This window comes from Bradyrhizobium nanningense, assembly GCF_004114535.1.
Lineage (GTDB): Bacteria > Pseudomonadota > Alphaproteobacteria > Rhizobiales > Xanthobacteraceae > Bradyrhizobium > Bradyrhizobium nanningense.
The window spans coordinates 32,501-56,638 of record NZ_LBJC01000082.1; the positions used below are offsets into that span (position 1 = coordinate 32,501).

Here is a 24,138-nt window from a genome sequence, read left to right on the forward strand (position 1 = left end):
AGGGATTCTGCATGCTTGCAGCCCCAGCGCGTGTTCGTCCGCGAAGAAAGAGAAACGAAGACGGCGAAATCCCGCCAATGCAGCTCAACGATCTGGCGATCTGTTGGCCACTGATGTTTCTAAAACGGTTCGATAGAAGCAAGCTTCTGAAGAACCATCCTTAGAAAGGAGGTGATCCAGCCGCAGGTTCCCCTACGGCTACCTTGTTACGACTTCACCCCAGTCGCTGACCCTACCGTGGCCGGCTGCCTCCCTTGCGGGTTAGCGCACCGTCTTCAGGTAAAACCAACTCCCATGGTGTGACGGGCGGTGTGTACAAGGCCCGGGAACGTATTCACCGTGGCGTGCTGATCCACGATTACTAGCGATTCCAACTTCATGGGCTCGAGTTGCAGAGCCCAATCCGAACTGAGACGGCTTTTTGAGATTTGCGAAGGGTCGCCCCTTAGCATCCCATTGTCACCGCCATTGTAGCACGTGTGTAGCCCAGCCCGTAAGGGCCATGAGGACTTGACGTCATCCCCACCTTCCTCGCGGCTTATCACCGGCAGTCTCCTTAGAGTGCTCAACTAAATGGTAGCAACTAAGGACGGGGGTTGCGCTCGTTGCGGGACTTAACCCAACATCTCACGACACGAGCTGACGACAGCCATGCAGCACCTGTGTTCCAGGCTCCGAAGAGAGGGTCACATCTCTGCGACCGGTCCTGGACATGTCAAGGGCTGGTAAGGTTCTGCGCGTTGCGTCGAATTAAACCACATGCTCCACCGCTTGTGCGGGCCCCCGTCAATTCCTTTGAGTTTTAATCTTGCGACCGTACTCCCCAGGCGGAATGCTTAAAGCGTTAGCTGCGCCACTAGTGAGTAAACCCACTAACGGCTGGCATTCATCGTTTACGGCGTGGACTACCAGGGTATCTAATCCTGTTTGCTCCCCACGCTTTCGTGCCTCAGCGTCAGTATCGGGCCAGTGAGCCGCCTTCGCCACTGGTGTTCTTGCGAATATCTACGAATTTCACCTCTACACTCGCAGTTCCACTCACCTCTCCCGAACTCAAGATCTTCAGTATCAAAGGCAGTTCTGGAGTTGAGCTCCAGGATTTCACCCCTGACTTAAAGACCCGCCTACGCACCCTTTACGCCCAGTGATTCCGAGCAACGCTAGCCCCCTTCGTATTACCGCGGCTGCTGGCACGAAGTTAGCCGGGGCTTATTCTTGCGGTACCGTCATTATCTTCCCGCACAAAAGAGCTTTACAACCCTAGGGCCTTCATCACTCACGCGGCATGGCTGGATCAGGGTTGCCCCCATTGTCCAATATTCCCCACTGCTGCCTCCCGTAGGAGTTTGGGCCGTGTCTCAGTCCCAATGTGGCTGATCATCCTCTCAGACCAGCTACTGATCGTCGCCTTGGTAGGCCATTACCCTACCAACTAGCTAATCAGACGCGGGCCGATCTTTCGGCGATAAATCTTTCCCCGTAAGGGCTTATCCGGTATTAGCACAAGTTTCCCTGTGTTGTTCCGAACCAAAAGGTACGTTCCCACGCGTTACTCACCCGTCTGCCGCTGACGTATTGCTACGCCCGCTCGACTTGCATGTGTTAAGCCTGCCGCCAGCGTTCGCTCTGAGCCAGGATCAAACTCTCAAGTTGGACTTGAACTTTGAACCAGCTGATCACAACGTTTGACGAGGTCCCACCATTTTTCCATCGACCGAAGTCGATGAGCTGCCTGCGATTCACATCGCTGGCAACGATGGTGTTTCCTTTAAAACGTGTACCGCCGAAGTCTTTCGTCCGGTCTCGATCAGAAAAGCCGAAGCCTTTCAGAAGCGAGACCCGCAAGGACTCCGCCGTCCACGTTTCTCTTTCTTCATCTTCACTTGTCAAACAGCCCGAGACCGTGGAGGCCTCAACCTTCCTGAGAGGAAGGGTTCCGACACCCTTACCGACGATGGATGAACTCCAACCGACTTGTGTCGGCTGTTGTGTCACTCAACAAGGTGAGGAGCATCAGTGGCGCGTTCGCTCGCCTTGGTCAGTGACCCGGCGGCGCCGCGCTCAGTGGTTGGGGTTATAGGCCCCACCTTCCGGGCTGTCAACGCCAATCGTCAACAAATCGTCGCACAGTGGATCGTCGAAAATAATCGCACATTTCCAGACAGTTAGACGGGCCGCAGTGAGCCGGGCCGCAGTGAGCCGAAGAAAAAACTGAAAAAAAGTTTGGCCTCCACGGGGCCTCGGAGGGGCTCCGAGGGCGGCTTGCCACGCCCCCTCCGGGCGGGCTCCGGCGCCCGGCCGTTCAGGAAACTTTTTCCATGACAGGCGCCGTACTTGAGCCACAATCCCGCGGCGTTCTGATAAGAGACAAGCTTGAATCGCGGGATGCCAGTGGGGGCTGCCGGCGGTTTTCATGGGGTCAGAGGAAGGCGATCTTGCAGATGACGCGGCCTTCCCCGGACATTCGAGAGACATCGAGAGAGCTTTACCCGTCCAGCTGTTCGTAATTTCGGCCGGCCCCATCCGAGGGGCCTCCTGAGCGCGAACGCCTGTGCGGCTTGCCTTTTTCCGGCGATCCCCCTTCAAGAGGGCGGCCAGGGAGACGGTTCGAAGCAGGCTTCTTGGGTCGTTGATTGGGGGACTTGAGTGAACCACAGGACGTCACGCGGCGCTTACGGGCGTGAGACCGGGATCATCGATCTCGGCCACGAGCCGCCGCTGTCCGTCGACGGTTCTGAAGCCGCCGTGATCGACCGCCGCCGCGTCTCGGTGCAATGGTTCAGCGGGACAATTCTGACCGGACTCTGCGGCGCAGCCCTGATCGGCGGCGCCGTTTTCGCATCTCTCGACGGCGAGATGACTTTCGCCAAGGTGCCGGAGCGGGTCGAGGGCGCGCTGCGCGGCGCCTTCGGCGCCGCCGATCGCGCCGCCACGCTGCACAAGAGCGACCGCCTGCCGCCGCCGAGCGAATCCACGGCGTCCCGCAACATCGTGCGCGTCTCCACGGTCGCCCGCGTCGGCAATCGCGACGTGATGCGGGTGCGCCCCTTCGTCCGCATCGCCGGCAATCTGTCGATGACGACGAGCGATCTGTCGGCGAAAATTCCGCCGTTCAACGCCCAGCGCCTGCTCACCGATGTCGGCTCCGATCCGAAGACGGCAGCTGAAGACCCGAACAATCCGGAAGCCGTCGAGCCCGACGCGGAAGTCTCCTTCGTCACCAAGGACCTGTCGCCGGTGCTGCCGAAGGCGAAGATTTCCGCAGTGGTGGCGCTCGACGACATCCTGATGCGGGTGCGCGACGCCGCCAATTGGCGTGGCAATGGCGGGGTGCGCTACGCCTCGCTCGCCAATGCCGCCGCCGACATCTCAGGCGCGACCGGCCCCTCCGACATCAGGACCGCCTACGCCGCCGAGGCCTCGCCGTCCGATCCCTATGCCGGCTTCGAGACGCGCGTGGTGCCTGAAAACGTCACGCTGCTGCCCAAGACCAAGGAGCAGATCACCGGCGGCAATCCCACCGGCGAACGTGTCCATCTGGTCAAGAAGGGCGACAGCGTCGCCGGCGTGCTGCGCGATCTCGGCGCGAGCGCCGACGAGATCAAGGCGATCACCGCGACGCTCGGGCCCCGCGGCCGCGACGGCGGCCTCAAGGAGGGCGAGAAGCTCCGCATTCTGATGGCGCCCGCAAGTCCCGGCGCCCGCCTCCAGCCCTACCGCGTCGTGGTCGCCAACGAGACCATGGTCGAGGCGATCGCGGCGCTGTCCGATCTCGGCAAATACGTCGCGGTCGACGTCTCCAGCATGAACACCGTCGCCGACGCTACGGCCAACCCCAACAGCGACGACGATGACGACGATGACGGCACCGGCGTGCGGCTCTACCAGAGCATCTACGAGACCGCGATGCGCAACAAGGTGCCGATGCCGGTCATCGAGGACATGATCAAGATCTACTCCTACGACGTCGATTTTCAGCGCAAGGTGCAGCCGGGCGATTCCTTCGACGTGTTCTACGCCGGCGAAGACGAGGGCGTGACGTCGAGCGAAAAGAACGACGTGCTGTTCGCCTCCCTCACCGTCGGCGGCGAGACCAAGAAATACTACCGCTATCAGAGCCCCGACGACGGCGTCGTCGACTACTACGACGAGACCGGCAAGAGCGCGAAGAAGTTCCTGGTCAGAAAGCCGGTCAACAACGCCATCATGCGCTCCGGCTTCGGCGGCCGCCGCCACCCGATCCTCGGCTATGTGAAGATGCACACCGGCGTCGACTGGGCCACCGCCTACGGCACGCCGATCTTTGCCTCCGGCAACGGCGTGATCGAGAAGGCCGGCCCCGAAGGCGGCTACGGCAAGTACATCCGCATCAAGCATTCCAACGGCTACGAGACCGCCTACGGTCACATGTCGGCCTTCGCCAAGGGCATGGAGGCGGGCAAGAAGGTGCGTCAGGGTCAGGTGATCGGCTTCGTCGGTTCGACCGGCCAGTCGACCGGACCCCACGTCCACTACGAGATCCTGGTCAACGGCCGCTTCGTCGATCCGATGCGCGTGAAGCTGCCGCGCGGCCGTTCGCTCGAGGGTCCGATGCTCGCAAGCTTCGAGAAGGAGCGCGACCGGCTCGAGGGCATGATGAGCGGCCGCGGCGGCGCCATCGCCCGCATGTCGGACGCGACAGGTGGGCCGCTGCAGGTCACCAACCGCTAGCCGCAACCGGCCGACATCGGCCGGACATCTCCAAACACGACCCGAATTCGAGGTTGATCGCGCGAGCCCGCTTCGCGGCGTCACAACGTCAAGTTTCGTTTGCCAAAGCGGCGTGAGGAGCGAATACTTTCCAAAAAATGGGAGGTCTCGCCATGAAGAACAGGCTCGCCTGCGCAGCCCTGGTCGCTGCGCTTTTCGCCGCCACGAGCGCATCGGCCGACAATTGGGAGGTCACGAAGCTCGTTCCCGGCTCGGCATTCCATGGCGTGCACGGGCTCGGCATCGACAAGGCCGGCCATCTGTTCGCCGGCAGCGTCGCCGGCGCGGCGCTCTACGAGGTCGACATCTCAGGCGGTACCGCCAAGGTTGCAATCCCTTCCCCCGTGGGCATGGCCGACGACATCGCGTTCGCGCCTGATGGCACCATGGCCTGGACCGGATTTTTGACCGGCGATCTCTATTCGCGCAAGGGCGACGGCCCGATCAAGAAGCTCGCGAGCGGCCTTCCCGGCATCAACTCGCTCGCCTTCCGCAAGGACGGCAGGCTCTATGCCACCACCGTCTTCCTCGGCGACACGCTCTACGAGATCGACGTCGAGGGCACCAAGCCGCCGCGCCAGATCATGGAGAAGATGGGCGGCCTCAACGGCTTCGAGTTCGGTCCCGACGACAAGCTCTACGGTCCGCTCTGGTTCAAGGGCCAGGTCGCAAAGGTCGACGTCGACAAGGCCGAACTGACCGTCGTCGCCGACGGCTTCAAGGTCCCAGCCGCGGTGAACTTCGATTCCAAGGGCAATCTCTTTGTGGTCGACACCGCGCTGGGCCAGCTCGTCCGGGTCGATCCCAAGACGGGCAGCAAGACCATGGTGGCGCAACTGAAGCCGTCGCTGGACAATCTCGCGATCGACGACAAGGACCGCATCTACGTCTCCAACATGGCCGACAACGGCATTCAGGAGGTCAATCCGGCGACCGGCCAGGCCAAGCAAATCATCATCGGCAAGCTCGCTTTGCCCGGCGGCATCGGCGTCACCTCGGAGAATGGCAAGGATACCATCCACGTCGCCGACGTGTTCGCCTATCGCACGGTGGACGGCGCGACCGGCGAGGTCACCGAGAAGGCGCGCATGCACGCCGCCGGCACCACGCTCGAATATCCCATGAGCGCGACGGCGAATGGCAACGACGTGGTGCTGTCGAGCTGGTTCACCGGCACGGTGCAGGTGATCGACGGCAAGACCGGCGCCACGCGCGACATGCTGCACGGTTTCAAGGCGCCGCATGATGCGATCGTGCTCGCCGACGGCAGCATCCTCGTCGCGGAGCTCGGCACCAAATCGCTGGTGCGCGTGAGCGGCGAGCACGGCAAGGATCGCACCACGCTGATTGGCGACCTCGAGGGCCCGGTCGGGCTGGTCCGCGGCAAGACCGACGAGGTCTACGTCACCGAGGCCTTTGCCGGCACGGTGTCACGGATCGACAGCAATGGCGAAAAGACCGTGCTCGCCAAGGAGCTGAAAATGCCGGAAGGCATCGCACGCGGCAGCGACGGTCAACTGATCGTGGCGGAAGTCGGCGCCAAGCGGCTGATCGCGATCGCGCCGGAGAGCGGCACGGTCACCGAGATTGCGGCCAATCTCCCGATCGGCTTGCCGAGTACGCCTGGCGGATTGCCGACGAATATTCCGACCGGTGTGGCGGTTGGAGCGACGGGGGCGATCTACTTCAGCTCGGATGTCGAGAATGCGATCTACAAGGTCGTGAAGAAGTAGGAATGTCGTGCACGGACCTGGCCCGGGAACCGGCACGCCGGTCCCCGGTTAGAACGCTGACTGAAGGAGGATCGCCCATGACGCGCCTCTCACGCGACGATGTCATCAAGGCTGTGAACCGGGCCGACGACGTCACCATTGCCCAGATCATCGGGACCGGCGCGACCGTCGAGGAGCTCACTGAGGCCCAGGCTTGGCTCGCCAATGATGAGCCAATGATCAACGATCTGCGCCCGCTGGCGCAGGGCCGGGTGCGTGAGCTCGTGGACATCCTTTCTCAGCTCGATGAAGACGACGACGAGCCAGGCGATCCTGGCTCCGCGTCGCGTTCGGTTAGTTAGCGAGCCAGCCGACAAAACAATACGCCCCGGAGAGGTTGACCTCTCCGGGGCGGTTTGTCGTTTCAGGCGGCAAGCGCCGACCCTTCAATTCAGCTTCCGTTTCGCCACCGGCGCCTCGAACTGGGTGATCTCGGCGGTCTGCGGCGCCTTGCCGTTGAAGGTCAGCACGTTGCCTTCGGACGAGATGGCAACGTTATCGCCGTCCCTGACATCGCCGGCCAGGATCATCTCTGCGAGCGGGTCCTGGAGGTGGCGCTGGATCACCCGCTTCAGCGGACGTGCGCCGTAGGCGGGGTCCCAGCCCTTGGCGGCGAGCCAATCGCGGCCGGCGGCGTCGAGCGTCAGCACGATCTTGCGATCGGTCAGCAGCTTCTGCAGCCGCGCGAACTGGATCTCGACGATCCGGCCCATCTCGCTCTTCTGCAAGCGGTGGAACAGGATGATCTCGTCGACGCGGTTGAGGAATTCGGGGCGGAAATGCCCGCGCACCATTCCCATCACCTGGTCGCGCACGGCCGAGGTGTCCTCGCCCTCCGGCTGGTTCACCAAATACTCCGAACCGAGGTTCGAGGTCATGATGATCAGCGTGTTGCGGAAGTCGACGGTACGGCCCTGGCCGTCGGTCAGGCGGCCGTCGTCCAGCACCTGCAACAGGACGTTGAAGACGTCAGGGTGCGCCTTCTCGATCTCGTCGAACAGCACCACCTGGTAGGGCCGGCGCCGCACCGCTTCGGTGAGCGCACCGCCCTCGTCATAGCCGACATAGCCCGGAGGCGCGCCGATCAGCCGCGAGACCGAGTGCTTCTCCATGTATTCGGACATGTCGAGGCGGACCATCGCGGTCTCGTCGTTGAACAAGTACTCCGCCAAGGCCTTGGTCAGCTCGGTCTTGCCGACGCCGGTCGGCCCCAGGAACATGAACGAGCCGGTGGGGCGGTTCGGGTCCTGCAGGCCCGCGCGCGAGCGGCGCACGGCGGTTGCGACCGCACGGACGGCCTCGGCCTGGCCGACGACGCGCTGGCCCAGCTGCTCCTCCATCTTGAGCAGCTTTTCCTTCTCGCCTTCCAGCATCTTGTCGACGGGCACGCCGGTCCAGCGCGAGACCACCTGCGCGATGTGGTTGGTGGTGACCGCCTCCTCCACCATCTCGCCGGAGTTCTCCTTGGCCTCGATATCGGCCAGCTGCTTCTCGAGCTGCGGGATCCGGCCATAGGCGAGCTCGCCGGCCTTCTGGAATTCGCCGCGCCGCTGCGCGTTGGCGAGTTCGACCCGCAAGCCGTCGAGCTCGGCCTTCAGCTTCTGGGCGTCGGAGAGCTTGTTCTTCTCCGCGCTCCAGCGCGCCGTCAGGCCCGCCGACTTCTCCTCGAGCTCGGCGAGATCCTTCTCCAGCGTCTGGAGCCTGGACTTGGAGCCGGGATCGGTTTCCTTCTTCAGCGCTTCCTGCTCGATCTTGAGCCGGATGATCTCGCGGTCGAGCGAATCCAGCTCTTCCGGCTTGGAATCGACCTGCATCTTCAGCCGCGCTGCGGCCTCATCCATCAGGTCAATCGCTTTGTCCGGCAGGAAGCGGTCGGTGATGTAGCGGTTGGACAGGGTCGTCGCCGCCACCAGCGCGGAATCGGTGATCCGTACGCCGTGGTGCTGCTCGTACTTGTCCTTCAGACCGCGCAGGATCGAGATGGTGTCCTCGACCGAGGGCTCGCTGACGAAGATCGGCTGGAAGCGCCGCGCCAGCGCGGCGTCCTTCTCGACGTGCTTCTGATACTCGTCGAGCGTGGTCGCGCCGATGCAATGCAGCTCGCCGCGGGCAAGCGCCGGCTTGAGCAGGTTGGAGGCGTCCATCGCGCCGTCGCCCTTGCCGGCGCCGATCAGCGTGTGCATCTCGTCGATGAACAGGATGAAGGTGCCCTCGCTCCCGGTCACCTCCTGGAGCACGGCCTTCAGCCGCTCCTCGAACTCACCGCGATACTTCGCGCCGGCAATCAGCGCGCCGAGATCGAGCGACAGCAGCTTCTTGTCCTTCAGGCTCTCCGGCACGTCGCCATTGACGATGCGCAACGCGAGGCCTTCGGCGATGGCGGTCTTGCCGACGCCGGGCTCGCCGATCAGAACGGGGTTGTTCTTGGTCCGGCGCGACAGCACCTGGATGGTACGGCGGATCTCCTCGTCGCGGCCGATGACCGGATCGAGCTTGCCGTCGCGCGCCGCCTGGGTCAGGTCGCGGGCATATTTCTTCAGCGCATCATAGGCGTTCTCGGCGGTCGCGGAGTCCGCGGTGCGGCCCTTGCGCAGCGCCTCGATCGCCGCGTTGAGGTTTTGCGGGGTGACGCCGCCCTTGTTCAGGATGGTACCGGCCTCGCTGGTCTTCTCCAGCGTGAGCCCCAGCAAAAGCCGCTCGACGGTGACGAAGCTGTCGCCGGCCTTCTCGCCGGCCTTCTCAGCCGCGTCGAAGGTGCGGGCGAGCTCGGGCGCCAGATAGATCTGCCCGGCGCCGCCACCGGAGACCTTCGGCACCTTGTTCAGGGCGTCCTCGGTCGCCTTGAGAATTGCGCGGGAATTGCCGCCGGCGCGGTCGATCAGGCCGGAAGCCAGTCCCTCATTGTCGTCCAGCAGGACCTTCAGCATGTGCAGGGTGGAAAACTGCTGGTGCCCCTCGCGCATCGCGAGCGACTGCGCGGACTGGATGAAGCCCCTGGAGCGTTCGGTATATTTCTCGATATTCATCTTTTCTGTCCCTCGGCCTGCCCTTGGGGCCCTTTCAGGCACCCCAATACGGCATCTTCATTGGGTTTCCGCTGACCGCATTGAGGATTCTCAAGCGGGAACGGTGGGTTTTTGCCGGCTTGGCGCCGGCCTGGGGCAGATGTGGGAAGCGGTCCGGGAGATCGAAAGAGGCGAATTCACAATTTCGTGCGCCCCTGGGCTGCTTGGCGCGGACCCGCCGAATCCCCTAAGTAGCGGCATGACCCCCACTGCAAAGTCAGCCAGCCAGCCCGCCGAGATCGCCGGCCTCTACCGTTACCCGATCAAGGGCCTGACGCCGGAGCCCCTGCGCCGCGCCCCCTTGCGAGCAGGCCAGACCCTGCCCGCCGACCGCCGCTACGCCATCGAGAACGGCCCAAGCGGCTTCGATCCCGAGCAGCCCGAGTGGAAGCCGAAAATCCAGTTCCTGATGCTCGCACGCAATGAGCGGTTGGCCGAGCTCGACAGCCGCTTCGACGACGCCACCAATGTCTTGACCATCCGCAAGGGCGGCCAGACCGTCGCCAGCGGGGACCTGGAGACCGCGTCCGGGCGCGCCGCTATCGAGCGCTACTTCGCGGAGAACTTTCAGCCGGAGCTCAAGGGGCCGCCGAAGCTGCTGTCCGGCCGCGACCACAGCTTCTCCGACGTCGCCCGCAAGGTGGTTTCGATCATCAATCTCGGCAGCGTCCGCGCCATCGAGACCATGCTCGGCGGCACCGCCGTGCATCCGCTGCGCTTCCGCGCCAATCTCTACGTGAAGGGCTGGCCGGCCTGGTCGGAGCTCGATCTCGTCGGCCAGACGCTTGCGATCGGACAGGCGCGGCTGACGGTGGTCAAGCGCATCGTCCGCTGCCCCGCCACCAATGTGGACCCGGTGACGGCCAAACGCGATCTCGAAATCCCGCCGACGCTCTCGCGCCATCTCGGCCACATGGATTGCGGCATCTATGCCGAGGTGATCGAAGGCGGCGAGATTGGCATCGGTGATGCGATCGCGGTGGAAGAGCCGAAGCTGGTGTGACGGGACACTGGCCCCGCGCACTCCGTCATTGCGAGAGCAGCGAAGCAATCCAGAGATCTATCCGCTGAGGCAGTCTGGATTGCTTCGTCGCTTCGCTCCTCGCAATGACGAGGCCTCAGCTCAATTCGGCATCACATACGCATAAATCCGGCCGCGCGAGATCGGCGCCTCGCGGACGCGGTTGCCGTTGTTGCCGGAGATCATGATCGGATTGCCCTGCGCGTCGATGCCGGTGATGATGCCGACATGGCCACCCCGGCCGCCGCGTGACATCACCGCGATGGCGCCGACCTGCGGACCTGAGACGCGCGTGCCGTAACGCGCAAACGAGCTCGCCATATCTGATCCCGTGCCCTGATGGCCGGTGTGCTGCAAAACCATGTTCATGAACCGCGCGCACCACAGGCTGCCGCGCCCGGTCGGATTGCCGCCGATGTAGCGGCGCGCCTCGGAGACGAGGCCCGATCCACCGCCAAACCCACCGCTGCTCGTGGCGTCACTCGCGATGCCGCCGTTCGCGCTCATGGCCCCTCGACGGCTACCGCTCGTGACCATTCGACCGCCGCCGCTGATGATCGTTCCGCCATTGCCGCCCATGGCCACGCCGGGGCTATTGGTGTTCGGATCATAGCTGGCAAAGGTGTTGCCGAAGCCGCTCGCCTGCAATTGCGCGGCGCTGCGCTCGAAGCGCGAGCTGCGTGCATGGTGGCGGTCATGATGATGTCTGGCGTGGTGCACGTAGGCGTGCCGCTCTGCGCTATGACGATGATGCGGCCGCGCTGAGGCCGGAGAAACGAATGCGGCAAATGCCGCGGAGAAGAACGCCAGCGCAATAACACAACGCGACAGGCGACACGCAAACAACTCAAACATTCTTCATCCTTCGTTGACACCCCACTTCCCATCGGCCCGTGCAAGAGCCGACATCCGCCTGGCCGTTAAGCCGCCGGATGTGGCGAGAAAAAGACGCGGGTGGCCTGCGAATGGCTGCGATGATTTTGCGCCGGACCTGGTCCAATGCTGCCGCATTGCGGACAACAGCATTAACTGCGATCCTGCAAAGGCGGCTTGAACAGAGGGAAACGGTTAATGCCCCACGCCACGACCAGGGACGACGTCCGCATCTATTTCGAGGAGGCGGGTCAGGGAACGCCGATCATTTTTCTGCACGAGTTCGCGGCCGACTACACCAATTGGGAGCCGCAGATGCGTTACTTCTCGCGCGGCCATCGCTGCATCACCTATTCAGCGCGCGGCTACACGCCGTCGGACGTGCCCGAGGGCGAGGTCTACAGCTACACGCATTTCTACAGCGACGCGCTCGCGGTGCTCGATCATCTCAAAATCGAGCGCGCGCATCTCGTTGGCCTGTCGATGGGCGCCTACTCGTCTCTGCAGATCGGATTGAACGCGCCGCAGCGCGCGTTGTCGATGACGCTGGCTGGCGTCGGCTCGGGTTCGGAGCTCGAGAACCTGGAGGCATGGCGCAAGCAGTGCCGCGCCAATGCCGAGCAATTCGAGACGCTGGGCTCGGCGGAAGTGGCAAAAGTCACGCGCGAGGCGCCGAGCCGGATTCCCTTCCTGGTGAAGGATCCGCGCGGGCACGCCGATTTCTACGCCGCTCTGGCGCGGCACGACGCTCAGGGTTCGGCGCGCACGATGCGCGGCTTCCAGGGCGGCCGCCCCTCGATCTATACGATGACGGAGGCGATCCGAGCCGTCGCGACGCCGGCGCTGATCATCTGCGGCGACGAGGACGATCCGTGCATCGGGCCGAGCCTGTTCTTGAAGAAGCACCTGCCGGCCGCAGGGCTCGCGATGTTTCCGAAGTCCGGCCACGTGCTCAATCTCGAAGAGCCGGCGCTGTTCAACGAGAGCGTAGAGCGGTTCATCACGCTGGTGGAAGCCGGCCGCTGGCCGGTGCGGGATCCGCGGTCGCTGGCGCAATAGCGCGAAGGCGCCGCCACATACTCCGTCATCGCGAGCGCAGCGAAGCAATCCAGAGTCTTTCCACGGAGACGGTCTGGATTGCTTCGTCGCAAGGGCTCCTCGCAATGACGAGAAACTATTTCCCCCCGCCGCGGCTCAGCAGAAACACCGCCTGCTCGCCGAACATATTCCACACCCACCAGGGCAGATTCAGCGGCACCGGGCGGCCGTAGAGATCGAGCGCCACCGAGCGCTCCATCTTGACGTTGATCTCGTCGCAGAGCTGCACGAAATCCTTGATGGTGCAGAAATGGATGTTGGCGGTGTCGTACCAGGTCGCCGGCAGATTCTCGGTACGCGGCATGTGGCCGCCGATCAGGAGCTGGAGCCGCATCTTCCAGAAGCCGAAATTCGGAAACGAGACGATGGCGCGGCGGCCGATGCGCAGCAGATTTTCCAGCACCACCCGCGGCTGCCGCGTTGCCTGCAGCGTCTGCGACAGGATGACGTAGTCGAAGGCGTCGTCGGGATAATTGACGAGGTCGGTGTCGGCATCGCCCTGCACCACCGCAAGACCCTTGGCGACACAGCGGTTGACCCCCTCGCGCGACAGCTCGATGCCGCGGCCGTCGATGCCGCGCGTCTCCAAGAGCTGAAGCAGGTCGCCCTCGCCGCAGCCGACGTCGAGCACTTTCGAGCCCGGCTTGACCATCTCGGCGACCAGGAGATGATCGGCGCGAAACTGACCAGACTGCCCCGCCGCGAGGCCGCCCAACGGCAGCACTTCCTGTACAGACATCGCTAGCCGTCCTTCTTGCCGCTGAGCCCGCGCGCCTTGCCTGCCGATTGCAGGAAGGCGCGGGAGATGTCGAAGAATTCGGGAACGTCGAGCAGGAAGGCGTCGTGACCGCGATCGGTCTCGATCTCGGCGAACGACACCCGCGCGCTCGACGCATTCAGCGCATGCACCAGCGCGCGCGATTCCGAGGTCGGAAACAGCCAGTCGCTGGTGAAGGAGACGACGCAGAACCGGGTCGCAATTCCCGCGAACGCCTTTGCGAGCACCCCGCCATGGTCGGCGGCGATGTCGAAATAGTCCATCGCGCGCGTCAGATAGAGATAGGAATTGGCATCGAAGCGCTCGACGAAGGAGGAGCCCTGGTAGCGCAGATAGGACTCGACCTGGAAGTCGGCGTCGAACGAGAAGGTCGGCAGCTCGCGGTCCTGCATGCGCCGGCCGAACTTGCGATGCAGCGCCGCGTCCGAGAGATAGGTGATGTGCGCCGCCATCCGCGCCACCGCGAGCCCGCGATGCGGGTGGATGCCGTGATCGGCATAGCCGCCGCCGTGCCAATCGGGATCGGCCATCACGGCTTGGCGGCCGAGCTCGTGGAAGGCGATGTTCTGCGCCGAGTGCCGCGTCGCGCAGGCGATCGCCAGCGCGGAGAACACGCGGGAAGGATAGGCCGCGGTCCATTGCAACACCTGCATGCCGCCCATCGAGCCGCCCACGACCGCGAACAGCGTGTCGATGCCGAGCCGGTCGATCAGCATCGCCTGCGCGCGCACCATGTCCGGAATGGTGATGACGGGGAAATCGAGCCCCCAGACCTTGCCGGTGGCGGGATTGATCGACGCCGGCCCGGTCGAGCCCATGCAGCCGCCGATCACGTTGGAGCAGATGATGAAGTAGTGCTTGGGGTCGATCGGGCGGCCGGGGCCGACCAGGGTTTCCCACCAGCCGGGCTTGCCGGTGACCGGATGGACATTGGCGACGTGCTGATCGCCGGTCAGCGCATGGCAGATCAGCACCGCGTTGGAGCGACCGGCGTTGAGCTCGCCATAGGTCTGGTAGGCGATCTGGAACGGTGAGAGATCGACGCCGCAATCGAGCCGCAGCGGCTGCTCGGTGCCGAAATGCGCTACTTGCGAGCTCGGATGATCCACCTCATGCGACCGCTCGTCGGCGCTGATCGCAGGACTCGGTATCGACTTGACGCCACCCATCTGACCATCGACCTCGTTTGCGATCAAACGCTTGATCGCCACTTGCATCAGGCCATGAAAAACCCGGCCTGAACGATAGGTTCGGCCGGGATCGGAAGCGTCCCCGGCCTGTTTAGCGAGTTTTTTAACGTGGCTGCAAGCCGGCCGGCTCAAATGACCACGGAACGTGGCAAAAGCTACCGTCTTGGGCGGTTTTCGTCAAGTCGCGGGGCCGGATCGACCTAATTCGCCGCTGTCGTGCGAGACGAAAAGGACGTCATTTCTCTTTGCTTTCGCCGCCCCGACTGCCTAATCAGGACATCCCCATCGGAACGATCAACAGCCAGCCATGTCCCAACGTCCGCCCGCGCCACCATCGCTGCAGGAACTGCGCAAGGAGATCGACGCGATCGACGAGGGCATGCATCGCCTGCTGATGCAGCGCGGCGACATCATCGACCGGCTGATCCAGGTCAAGCAGACCCAGGAGGTCGGCTCGGCGTTCCGCCCTGCGCGCGAGGCTTCGATGATGCGCGAGCTCGTGCAGCGTCATCGCGGCATCCTGCCGCTCGACACGGTCGAGAGCATCTGGCGCGTCATCATCTCGACCTTCACCTATGTGCAGGCGCCGTTCTCCGTGCACGCCGACGTCTCGGCCAGCGAGCCGGCGATGCGCGATTCCGTGCGCTTCAATTTCGGTTTCACGGTGCCTTACGTCGCCCATTTCAGCGCGCAGGCCGCGGTCGAGGCGGTGGCGAAATCCAAGGGCGACCTGGCGCTGGTCTCGGCGACCTCGAGCCGCACGCCATGGTGGCTGGAGCTGGAAGCGAACGGGGCCCCGAAGATCATCGCGCGGATGCCCTTCATCGAGCGTGCCGACCATCCGGCCGCATTGCCGGTGTTCGCGATCTCGCGGGTCCCCGACAGCGCCCTGGTGACCGAGGTCGAGACCTTCAGCGTGCGCGTGTCGGGGTGGAACGCCGAGGTCGCGCGCGCTTTGTCACCGCTCGCCGAGATCGTGGCGGTGCCCGACACCGCCTTTGACGGCGCGGCATTGCTGGTCTCGGTCACGAGCGCGACCAGCATCGACAAAATCAGGGCTGCCCTGATCGAGGCGGGGGCCTCGGTGCGCTCCGTGGCCCTCGTCGGCAGCCACGCAACGCGCTATACGGTGCCCCCGACCGGGGCGAAATCGTAAACCGCGCGCCACGCCCCGCCATTTTCGGAGTTCAAGATGTCCCGCCCCGTGCCGAATCCCGGCATTCTCGATATTGCGCCCTACACGCCCGGCAAGAGCCCGGTGGCGGAGCCTGGCCGCAAGGTGTTCAAGCTCTCGGCCAATGAGACGCCGTTCGGGCCCTCGCCCAAGGCGATCGAAGCGTTCAAGCGCGTGGCGGATCATCTTGAGGACTATCCGGAAGGGACCTCGCGCGTGCTGCGCGAGGCGATCGGCCGCTCGTTCGGGCTCGATCCCAACCGCATCATCTGCGGCGCCGGCTCGGACGAGATCCTCAATCTGCTCGCCCATACCTATCTCAGCCATGGCGACGAGGCGATCTCCACCACGCACGGCTTCCTGGTCTACCCGATCGCGACCATGGCGGTCGGCGCCAAGAACGTCATCGCGCAGGAGAAGGACCTCACCTGCGACGTCGATGCCATTCTCAAGGCGGTGACGCCGAAGACGAAGCTGGTCTGGCTCGCCAACCCCAACAATCCGACCGGCACTTATGTCCCGTTCGACGAGGTCAAGCGGCTGCGCGCCGGCCTGCCCTCGCACGTGCTCCTGGTGCTGGATGCCGCCTATTGCGATTACGTCTCGCGTAACGACTACGAGATGGGGATCGAGCTCGTCGCCACCACCGAGAATACGGTGGTGACCCACACCTTCTCCAAGATCCACGGCCTCGCCGCGCTGCGCATCGGCTGGATGTTCGGTCCCGAGCACATCATCGACGCCGTCAACCGCATCCGCGGCCCGTTCAACGTGTCGACGCCGGCGATGTATGCCGCGGTCGCCGCGATCGAGGACACCGCGCACCAGGCGATGTCGAAGCAGTTCACCGAGACCTGGCGCAACTGGCTCACCGAGGAAATCGGCAAGCTCGGATTGAAGGTGACGCCGAGCGTCGCCAATTTCGTGCTGATCCACTTCCCGACCGACAAGGGCAAGACCGCTGACGACGCCGACGCCTTCCTCACCAAGCGCGGCCTCGTGCTGCGCGGCTTGAAGAACTACGGCCTGCCGCATTCGCTGCGCATGACCATCGGCACCGAGGAGGCCAACCGCCTCGTGGTCGACGGCCTGCGCGACTTCATGGCCGGCAAATGAGCAGCGCACCGCACTTCCGGCGCGTCGCGCTGATCGGCTTCGGCCTGATCGGCGGCTCGATCGCGCGCGCTGCCAAGCTCCAGGGCTTGGCCGGCGAGATCGTCACCACCGCGCGCTCGGAGAAGACTCGCGCGCGGGTGCTCGAGCTCGGCATCGTCGACAAGGTCGTGGCGACCAATGTGGAAGCGGTGAAGGATGCCGATCTCGTCATCCTCTGCATTCCCGTCGGCGCCTGCGGGCAGGTGGCGCAGGAGATTGCCGCGCATCTGAAGCCCGGCGCCATTATCTCCGACGTCGGCTCGGTGAAGGGCGCCATCGTCAGGGACATGGCACCGCATCTGCCGAAGACCGTTCATTTCGTGCCGGCGCATCCCGTCGCGGGCACCGAGCATTCGGGACCGGATTCCGGTTTCGCCGAGCTCTTCCTCAATCGCTGGTGCATCCTCACCCCGCCCGAAGGCGTCGATGCGGCTGCGACCGATCGCCTGCGCGCATTCTGGGCGGCGATGGGCGCCAAGGTCGAGGTCATGACGCCGGATCACCACGACCTCGTGCTCGCCATCACAAGTCATCTGCCGCATCTGATCGCCTACACCATCGTCGGCACCGCCGACGAGCTGGCGCAGGTGACGGAGTCCGAGGTGATCAAGTTCTCCGCCGGCGGCTTTCGCGATTTCACCCGCATCGCGGCCTCCGACCCGACGATGTGGCGCGACGTCTTCCTCGCCAACAAGGAGGCGGTGCTGGAGATGCTCGGCACCTTCACCGAGGATCTCGCCAAGCTCACGCGCGCAATCCGCCGCGGCGACGGCGAGGCGCTGTTCGACCACTTCACCCGCACCCGCGCCATTCGCCGCGGCATCGTCGAGATCGGCCAGGATTCGGCGGCCGCGGATTTCGGCCGCCAACATGGCCAGCTCGGCAAGAAGCCGTAGCTACGTGCCGGCCGTGAATATCCGGCCGACGAGACCTGCGACGATCTGCATGCACACGCCGAGCGCCCACGAGAAGCCGAGGACAAGGTTCCAGCCCCCGTCCGCGGCCTCGTCGAACACGAACGAGTAGAGCGCGAGCAGGCCGGCTCCGGCCGCAAAGAACGTTCCCGCAGCGCTGACGAGATCGATCGCGGCGGACCGGTGCACCGGTCGCTCCCGTGGGGACGGCCAGCGCGGCAGGTCAATCCCGAGATAGGCGCCGGCCACACCGAGCGCGATCAGCATGGCCGCGAATTCGACCGTGTCGAACCACGCGAGCTCGACACGCATCAAGAGCGCAGCGACGAAGGTCGCGCCAACCGCGCCCGTCATGGCAAGGCCAAGCCGGGCAACGATCTGCGCGAGCCGAAGGATCAGAAGGCCGTCAGACAATCGTCACCCTCGCTTCGCCGTATTCGCTTCATGATCAGAACGGATAGTAACGGATCTGCGTCATGACGACGTTGTCGTCGGTCTTCGGCGCACCACCGACACCGGCGAACGCGAAGCGTTGCGTGTGGGAATACTGCACGCCGGCTTTGAGCGTGCCGTAATTGCCCTGGTAGATGGTGTCGTAGATCCCGGCCGTGATTTGGCGGACCTCCTTGGTATTGCCGTTGCAAGTCGCGGCCGGCGAGCTCTCGATGTTGCAGCCGGTGTTGTTGTAGAGCGGATTGCCATAGCCGAACGGCACCGTGCCGACATTGGCGAAATTCGCCTTGGCCTTCTCCAAACCCGCGTAGCTGTAGACGTCGAGGCTCGGCGTCGCGTGCCAGATCAGGCCGACTGCGGCCGCCGTGATGGTCAGCGGCAGGAGGGTTCCGTCCTGCGCCACTGCCGCATCCGGGAATGGCGTTGCCGTGAAGCGGCCGAGCACGCCGTGCGAGCCGTAGAGCTGCAGATCGAGGGTTTTCGGAATCAGCTCGGCATAGATGTGGCCACCGAAGCTGCCGGTATTGTAAGTGTGGTTGGCATCGTTGAAGCGATCGAACAGCTGGCGATAGAGCGCCCAGGCCTCGACATGGAGCTTATAGGGACCGAGCCGCGGATCCCAAGCCGCCTTCGCCGTGACGTCGGGCACCTGGTTCAGGCTGACATTGTTGAGGTTGTTGAAGAAGCTGCCGCCCGGCCCGGTCAGATTGACCTGGAGGTTCGGATTGAGCACGCCTTGCGGGCCGACCGCGGGCGTGCCGACGGCCGGCACGTTGCCGCCGAAGAACGCGGTTTGCGCGTTCTCGACGGACGCGGCGATCTTGAACTCCGGTCCGATGTCCTGCCAGACGCGCAAGCCAGGTTGGCGCGCCGCCAGGAATCCCGGAACGGATTCGAAATCGATCACGCCGGGCGCATCGACACCGCGCGGGTCGATGCCCGACTTGCTCGGCGCGTTCAGCGACCATGATTGTCCGGCGAGGACGTGGAGGCCGAGGTCGCTGCGATCGACCTCGAGGCTGAGCTGCCGCATGCGCGGGTTGAACGAGTTGGTCGCAACCGAGCTCGCCGTCTGCGCCGCGCCTTCGAAGTCGATTTCGCCGTAGCCGGCAAGGTGCGTGTCAGCGCCGACATTGCCTTCGGCCAGCACCGAGAACCGGCTCTGGCGCGCGGAGAAGCGCGTTTCCGGAATGTTGAAATTGCGGCTCTGCTGATAGGGAATGAAATTGTAGACCGAACCGGTGTCGGAGGCGAGATTGCGCGAGCGGTAGATGCCGGTGAGATCGACCCAGCCGCCGAATGTCAGCGTGATGCCCTTGTAGCAGACCTTGCCGGCCGCACAGGGATCGACGGGCAGCGCTTTGTATGTTGCAGGCATCGGAGCCGCCTTTGCCTGCGCTTCAACCTGCCGCGTCTTGCGCGCCTCCGAATCCACGCGCTGCTGCAGCTCTTTCAGCTTGGCCTTGAGCGACTGGATTTCGGTTGCGACATTGTCGTCGGCATGCGCCGCGCCCGAACAGGCAGCGAAGATGCCCAGCATCAGTCCGCAAGTGATGATCCGCACTTGAACTTCCCTCCTCTTGGGAAGCAGGTTCGTTTCCTTGCACCGTCTCCGGCGCCTGCGTGCTTCCCTGATGTGGAGTGACTGGAAGGCGGCTGCGTTTATTCGCGGCGAGGCGCATGTTGTGCATCACGTTTTCCTGACGATCATGCTTGGAATATTTGCGTAGCCCGACCGATCCGCATGCGCGATTGTCGCCATTGTCCAGGGCCATGCGCATTGGGCCCGGCCGGGGCATGGCCGGGCCCACTTTCGCGACGGGCAAATCGATGCGCGGCTGTCATTTGCCCTTGGTCGCGCGCATCACCGTGGGACGCGGTGATTTCGAGGAGGGAACGAACGCCATCGTCTCCCGCGTCGAAGGATTTGCGAGGCTGCGATCGCCATTCGGATACATCGAGGCGTAAGCCGCCGGCTCCTGCATTTGCCACTGCCACTGCGCAAGCGCCGGCGTCACGGACGCGGCCGAGATGGCAATTGCGGCAACGAACAGCTTGGACTTGGTCATGATATCTCTCCTGCCTGGGCGGACCGCTTCATCGCGCGGCCGACATGGAGAGAGAGCGGAGTTTCTGGCTCCGCATTCCCGCGCGTGCAATCACGATCCGGGGAAGGAATCGTGACGACGATTTGGCGACGCCGTAGCCCGGATGAGCGCAGCGATATCCGGGATTTCGTGCGCCGCAGCAGCGGCCCCGGATGTCGCTACGCTCATCCGGGCTCCAAGGCGCCTAGTACAGCGGCGGGATCTGGCCGACCTTGACCGGGCCGAGCAGCACGGCGCCGTCGACGAACTTCAGCGGGAAGCTGCGCGCCTTCTTGCCTTCGAGCGTACTCTCGGTGCCGATCGAATTGATGCCGGCGGCAACGCCGGCATTGGCGTTCTGCTTGATGACCTTGCCGAGACCGGGAACGGCGCGATCGAGCGCACCGAACAGATTGTTGAGGTCCTGCGACTTCACCCCGGGCGCGACGCGATCGAGCGTTGCCTGCGGCACGCCCTCCTCCAGCATCTTCTCGATGCCGAGCGCGGGGATCGCGCGCTCGAGGCCCGTCACGGTCATCTGCAATTCACCGTCGAGCCGGCCGTTGGCCGAGAGGCCGAGCGTGCCGGCCGCAACCGCAATCATCTCACCCTGCTGGATCCGCGACTTCACGATCTCGATGTGGCCGCCAGCGGCCTGAATCTCGCGGAAGCGCTGCGGCCAGGGCTTTGGCGTGAGGTCGGAGAGGCCGGTGACTTTGGCGCGCGTGTCGGCCTCGAACGGCTCGGCGAGCAGGGGATGAACGCCCTGGATGCTGCCCTGCGCGACGTGGAGCACGGTTTCGATCACGGGATGGTCGGCCGGCGAGCCGTCCGCAAGGCGGCCGTGCAGCTCGATCTGCTTGGCGCGCGCAAGCGGCACCTGCACGCTGCCGTCGAGGCGATTGAGCGAGGGATCGTCGAACACGATGGAGGCGCGGTCCGGCACCGAGGGCAGGCCGACAACGCTGCTGCGGCCCTTGCTCCAGTTCACCACGAAGGTGTTTTGCGTGACGCCGTCGGTCAGCGTCGCGGGCGCGGAGAATTCGGCGATGACGAGCTTGGGATCGTACACCTGGGCGACGACCAGGATGTTGTCGAGCTTGGCCGTGAAGGGCGTCTTGCTCGCATTCTGTGAGACCAGGGCGACGCTGGCGCCCGAGCACTGGACCTCGAAGCGGAACGGGAAGCCGGCGATCGAGCGCTTGGCGCAATCATAGATGCGGCCGGACTTGGCCTCCTGCGCCCGCCAGGCGTCTGCGGCCACTTCGGCCTGTGAGGCCGCATAGAACCAGAAGCAGCTCCACGCGACGGCAAGGATCAGGACGAGAACGGGTGCGATGAAAAGGCCCCAGCGGGAGCGACGGCCTGTGGCTACGGTCATATTGGACATGCGGCGACCCTTTGGCCCCAGATTCAGGCAAATGTAAGCGTGGTCGGTCTGCGACGAAAGACGGAGAATTCGCTTCGCTTGGGCCTTTCATTCTGGTAGCCGTGCCCGAAATGTCGGAAATTACCCTCCCCTCCGTCACCACGGCCAAAGGCGACCTCTGGGTGTTCGGCTACGGTTCGCTGATGTGGCGGCCGGGCTTCGACTTCGAGGAGCGCGTCCCGGCGCGGCTGGTCGGCGAGCATCGGGCGCTCTGCGTCTATTCCTTCGTGCATCGCGGGACGCCGGAGAAGCCGGGCTTGGTGCTCGGGCTCGACCGCGGCGGCGCCTGCCGCGGCATTGCCTTCCGCGTCGCTGAAAAGAACCGCACCGAGGTCGTCGCTTACTTGCGCGCGCGCGAGCAGGTCACCTCGGTCTATCGCGAGGTGATGCGCTCGGTATGGCTGGAGAACGACGCGCGCCAGCGCGTCTCCGCGCTCACCTATGTTGTCGACCGCGGCCATGCGCAATATGCCGGCCGGCTGTCCCTCGCCGAGCAGCACCGCCATGTCGTCCAGGGCCATGGCCAGTCGGGCGCCAACCGCGACTATGTCACCGCAACGGTGAAGGCGATCGAGGCCGAAGGCTTTCGCGACACGCAGCTGCATCAGCTTGCATTGATGCTACATGGCGATGCGCATTCCCTGCACGCGCCTGCGCCAGTGGAAGACCGCGAGAACCGCTAGCGCTCCGCCGGCGTATAGCTCGGCGCCGAGCCGATCAATTGCTCCTGCTCCTTGCGCCCGGCTTCGACGAGGCGGCCGGTCGCGCCTTCGATGGCGGTTTGCACGCGGGAGAGAAACTCGTCCTTAGGCAGGCCCGGCGGCAACGGATCGAGGAACTCCACCACGAGCGTGCCGGGATAGCGCATGAAGGTGCGGCGGGGCCAGAACAGGCCGGAGTTGAGCGCGATCGGCAGGCACGGCACACCGCAGGACGAATAGATCTGCGCAAAGCCGGTCTTGTAGTCAGGCTCGGCGCCAGGCGCGCGGCGCGTGCCTTCCGGAAAGATGACGAGTTGCCGGCCGCTGCGTACCGCCTCGCGCGCCCGCCGGGTCATGTCCAAGAGCGCCTTCACGCCGGCATTGCGATCGATCGCGATCATCCCGGTCTTGACCAGGAACTGACCGAACACCGGGATCTGCATCAGCTGACGCTTGAGGATGAAGATCGGGCGGTCGAAGAAGCCCGGCAGCACGAACGTCTCCCAGAACGACTGGTGCTTCGCCACGATCACGAGCGGGCCCTGCGGAATCTTCTCCGTACCCCGGAATTCCACCTTGATGTTGCAGACCACGCGCATCAGGACCAGCGTCGCCTTCGCCCACCATTCGGCGACCGTCAGCATCGCGCGTGGCGGCAACGCGAAGGTCGGCAACGCCACGATCGCGAGGCACACCAGCACGGCGTAGAACAGCACGTTGAACACGAGCGAGCGCAGGAAAATCAGGAACATCGACGGTCCGATCAATTTGCCGGTCAATTGGCTTGTCAATTGGCTTGGGCGGTGGCGGGCCGCCTCGGCTGCTGACCTGCAGGCTGCTCCGACATCTCGGGCGAAAGGTCAATCCCGAAATCCTCCAGCCGCACCCTGAGCTCGGCCGCGATGTACTTGACATATTCCGACAGCAGCAGCCGCAAGGTGGACGCCGAGGTCCACCACGGCTCCTCGCGCCATTTGTCGCCGACCACCGCGAACGGGATCAGCGTGGTCTGCGGCATCGCATGCGAGAATTCCACCAGCGCGCGCGGCATGTGGTAGTTCGAAGTGACCACGATCAGCGACTTGAAGCGACGGCCCTCGGCCCAGCGCCGCGCCTCCGCCGCGTTGCCGCGGGTCGAGAGCGCGGTGCGGTCGAGATCGACGCAACAGGTCATGAAGGACTGGTTCTCCGGCAACGTCCTGGAGATGTCGCTCGCTGTCGAGGTCGGATGCACGCCGGAGATCAGCAGCCGCCTGCCGTAGCCGGCAGCGAGCAGCTCCATCGCGTCCGACACCCGCGAGGAGCCGCCGGTCAGGACCACGATGCCGTCGGCCTTGCGGCTTGGTGCGATCTCGGCGCCACGCAATTGCGACAGGAACGCGATGAAACCCGCCGCAGCGCCGACAAAGGCGAGCGCAATCGTCGATACCAATGCCGCGCGCAGCCAGCCGCGCGGCAAGTTCGGCAATCGATCGTCGGTCGGCGAGGTCATGTGATGTCGGTAATCCCTTCCCTGAAGTGATTTTATGACGTTTTGAGGCGAAGTGGAGTCTTACGTCGGCGGTGGTGCGCTCCCCCGCCCCGCTTGCGGGGAGAGGGTTGGGCTGAGGGGGAGTCTCCGCGGGGACGGAGGCAGTTGGACTCGTGGGGAGTCCTCCTCACCCGGAATCCGCGCGTAT

The 24,138-nt window shown here is 64.4% G+C and carries 19 protein-coding genes, 1 rRNA gene and 1 riboswitch; of the genes, 9 read left to right on the top strand and 11 right to left on the bottom strand.

All coding sequences use genetic code 11. The annotated features are described in order from the left end of the window. Nucleotides 1-164 precede the first annotated feature (164 nt). A 16S ribosomal RNA gene (locus XH84_RS38305) occupies nucleotides 165-1,653 on the bottom strand. A 993-nt stretch (nucleotides 1,654-2,646) separates the two neighbouring features. On the opposite strand from XH84_RS38305, the gene XH84_RS38310 reads away from it, so the two are divergent. From XH84_RS38310 to XH84_RS38320, 3 genes are all read left to right on the top strand, one after another. Then, a complete protein-coding gene (locus tag XH84_RS38310; protein WP_128920447.1) occupies nucleotides 2,647-4,710 on the top strand; it encodes a M23 family metallopeptidase in 2,064 nt (687 codons plus the stop codon). Nucleotides 4,711-4,862: 152 nt separating this feature from the next. After that, a complete protein-coding gene (locus XH84_RS38315; RefSeq protein ID WP_128920446.1) occupies nucleotides 4,863-6,482 on the top strand; it encodes an NHL repeat-containing protein in 1,620 nt (539 codons plus the stop codon). A gap of 77 nt (nucleotides 6,483-6,559) precedes the next feature. Then, nucleotides 6,560-6,823: a hypothetical protein gene (locus tag XH84_RS38320; RefSeq protein ID WP_128920445.1), complete on the top strand. Its 264-nt coding sequence runs from the start codon at nucleotides 6,560-6,562 to the stop codon at nucleotides 6,821-6,823. A gap of 84 nt (nucleotides 6,824-6,907) precedes the next feature. Here the strand turns inward: XH84_RS38320 and clpB are convergent, their stop codons facing one another. Next, entirely contained in the window at nucleotides 6,908-9,547 is a 2,640-nt protein-coding gene (clpB, locus tag XH84_RS38325; RefSeq protein ID WP_128920444.1) for an ATP-dependent chaperone ClpB, read from the bottom strand. A 238-nt stretch (nucleotides 9,548-9,785) separates the two neighbouring features. On the opposite strand from clpB, the gene XH84_RS38330 reads away from it, so the two are divergent. Further along, on the top strand, nucleotides 9,786-10,589 hold the full coding sequence (locus XH84_RS38330) for an MOSC domain-containing protein (RefSeq protein ID WP_128920443.1): 804 nt from the start codon (nucleotides 9,786-9,788) through the stop codon (nucleotides 10,587-10,589). A 120-nt stretch (nucleotides 10,590-10,709) separates the two neighbouring features. Here XH84_RS38330 and XH84_RS38335 read toward each other — a convergent pair whose 3' ends face one another. Beyond that, complete coding sequence (locus tag XH84_RS38335; RefSeq protein ID WP_128920442.1) at nucleotides 10,710-11,462, bottom strand: TIGR02594 family protein; 753 nt, start codon at nucleotides 11,460-11,462, stop codon at nucleotides 10,710-10,712. Nucleotides 11,463-11,678: 216 nt separating this feature from the next. Here XH84_RS38335 and XH84_RS38340 point away from each other — a divergent pair, with 216 nt between their 5' ends. Further along, nucleotides 11,679-12,539 (top strand): alpha/beta fold hydrolase, encoded by an 861-nt coding sequence (locus XH84_RS38340; RefSeq protein ID WP_128920441.1) that lies wholly within the window; start codon nucleotides 11,679-11,681, stop codon nucleotides 12,537-12,539. A gap of 115 nt (nucleotides 12,540-12,654) precedes the next feature. Here the strand turns inward: XH84_RS38340 and metW are convergent, their stop codons facing one another. Together metW and metX are read right to left on the bottom strand one after the other, a co-directional pair. Beyond that, on the bottom strand, nucleotides 12,655-13,317 hold the full coding sequence (metW, locus tag XH84_RS38345) for a methionine biosynthesis protein MetW (RefSeq protein WP_128920440.1): 663 nt from the start codon (nucleotides 13,315-13,317) through the stop codon (nucleotides 12,655-12,657). 2 nt (nucleotides 13,318-13,319) lie between these two features. Then, nucleotides 13,320-14,525, bottom strand: coding sequence for a homoserine O-acetyltransferase MetX (gene metX / locus XH84_RS38350; RefSeq protein ID WP_128920486.1), 1,206 nt, complete (start codon nucleotides 14,523-14,525; stop codon nucleotides 13,320-13,322). Nucleotides 14,526-14,616: 91 nt separating this feature from the next. Further along, nucleotides 14,617-14,696, bottom strand: a riboswitch (SAM riboswitch). A 157-nt stretch (nucleotides 14,697-14,853) separates the two neighbouring features. Here metX and XH84_RS38355 point away from each other — a divergent pair. Genes XH84_RS38355 through XH84_RS38365 form a run of 3 tightly spaced genes read left to right on the top strand, consistent with a single transcriptional unit; the run spans nucleotide 14,854 to nucleotide 17,771 of the window. Then, on the top strand, nucleotides 14,854-15,702 hold the full coding sequence (locus XH84_RS38355; protein WP_128920439.1) for a chorismate mutase: 849 nt from the start codon (nucleotides 14,854-14,856) through the stop codon (nucleotides 15,700-15,702). 36 nt (nucleotides 15,703-15,738) lie between these two features. After that, on the top strand, nucleotides 15,739-16,836 hold the full coding sequence (gene hisC / locus XH84_RS38360; RefSeq protein WP_128920438.1) for a histidinol-phosphate transaminase: 1,098 nt from the start codon (nucleotides 15,739-15,741) through the stop codon (nucleotides 16,834-16,836). Beyond that, a complete protein-coding gene (locus XH84_RS38365) occupies nucleotides 16,833-17,771 on the top strand; it encodes a prephenate/arogenate dehydrogenase family protein (protein WP_128920437.1) in 939 nt (312 codons plus the stop codon). The genes hisC and XH84_RS38365 overlap by 4 nt, the downstream gene beginning before the upstream one ends. Here XH84_RS38365 and XH84_RS38370 read toward each other — a convergent pair whose 3' ends face one another. From XH84_RS38370 to XH84_RS38385, 4 genes are all read right to left on the bottom strand, one after another. Then, complete coding sequence (locus tag XH84_RS38370) at nucleotides 17,772-18,203, bottom strand: hypothetical protein (RefSeq protein ID WP_128920436.1); 432 nt, start codon at nucleotides 18,201-18,203, stop codon at nucleotides 17,772-17,774. It lies immediately after the preceding gene. 34 nt (nucleotides 18,204-18,237) lie between these two features. Continuing rightward, entirely contained in the window at nucleotides 18,238-19,806 is a 1,569-nt protein-coding gene (locus XH84_RS38375) for a hypothetical protein (protein ID WP_206734147.1), read from the bottom strand. 277 nt (nucleotides 19,807-20,083) lie between these two features. Continuing rightward, a complete protein-coding gene (locus tag XH84_RS38380; protein ID WP_128920435.1) occupies nucleotides 20,084-20,311 on the bottom strand; it encodes a hypothetical protein in 228 nt (75 codons plus the stop codon). A gap of 223 nt (nucleotides 20,312-20,534) precedes the next feature. Further along, entirely contained in the window at nucleotides 20,535-21,719 is a 1,185-nt protein-coding gene (locus XH84_RS38385; RefSeq protein ID WP_128920434.1) for a DUF2125 domain-containing protein, read from the bottom strand. Between the two features lie 110 nt (nucleotides 21,720-21,829). Here XH84_RS38385 and XH84_RS38390 point away from each other — a divergent pair, with 110 nt between their 5' ends. Then, nucleotides 21,830-22,441: a gamma-glutamylcyclotransferase gene (locus tag XH84_RS38390; protein WP_164936387.1), complete on the top strand. Its 612-nt coding sequence runs from the start codon at nucleotides 21,830-21,832 to the stop codon at nucleotides 22,439-22,441. Here the strand turns inward: XH84_RS38390 and XH84_RS38395 are convergent. Beyond that, a complete protein-coding gene (locus tag XH84_RS38395; protein ID WP_128920484.1) occupies nucleotides 22,438-23,211 on the bottom strand; it encodes a lysophospholipid acyltransferase family protein in 774 nt (257 codons plus the stop codon). The two genes, XH84_RS38390 and XH84_RS38395, sit on opposite strands and share 4 nt — an antisense overlap. A gap of 35 nt (nucleotides 23,212-23,246) precedes the next feature. Beyond that, complete coding sequence (locus XH84_RS38400) at nucleotides 23,247-23,951, bottom strand: YdcF family protein (RefSeq protein WP_128920432.1); 705 nt, start codon at nucleotides 23,949-23,951, stop codon at nucleotides 23,247-23,249. Between the last annotated feature and the right edge of the window lie 187 nt (nucleotides 23,952-24,138).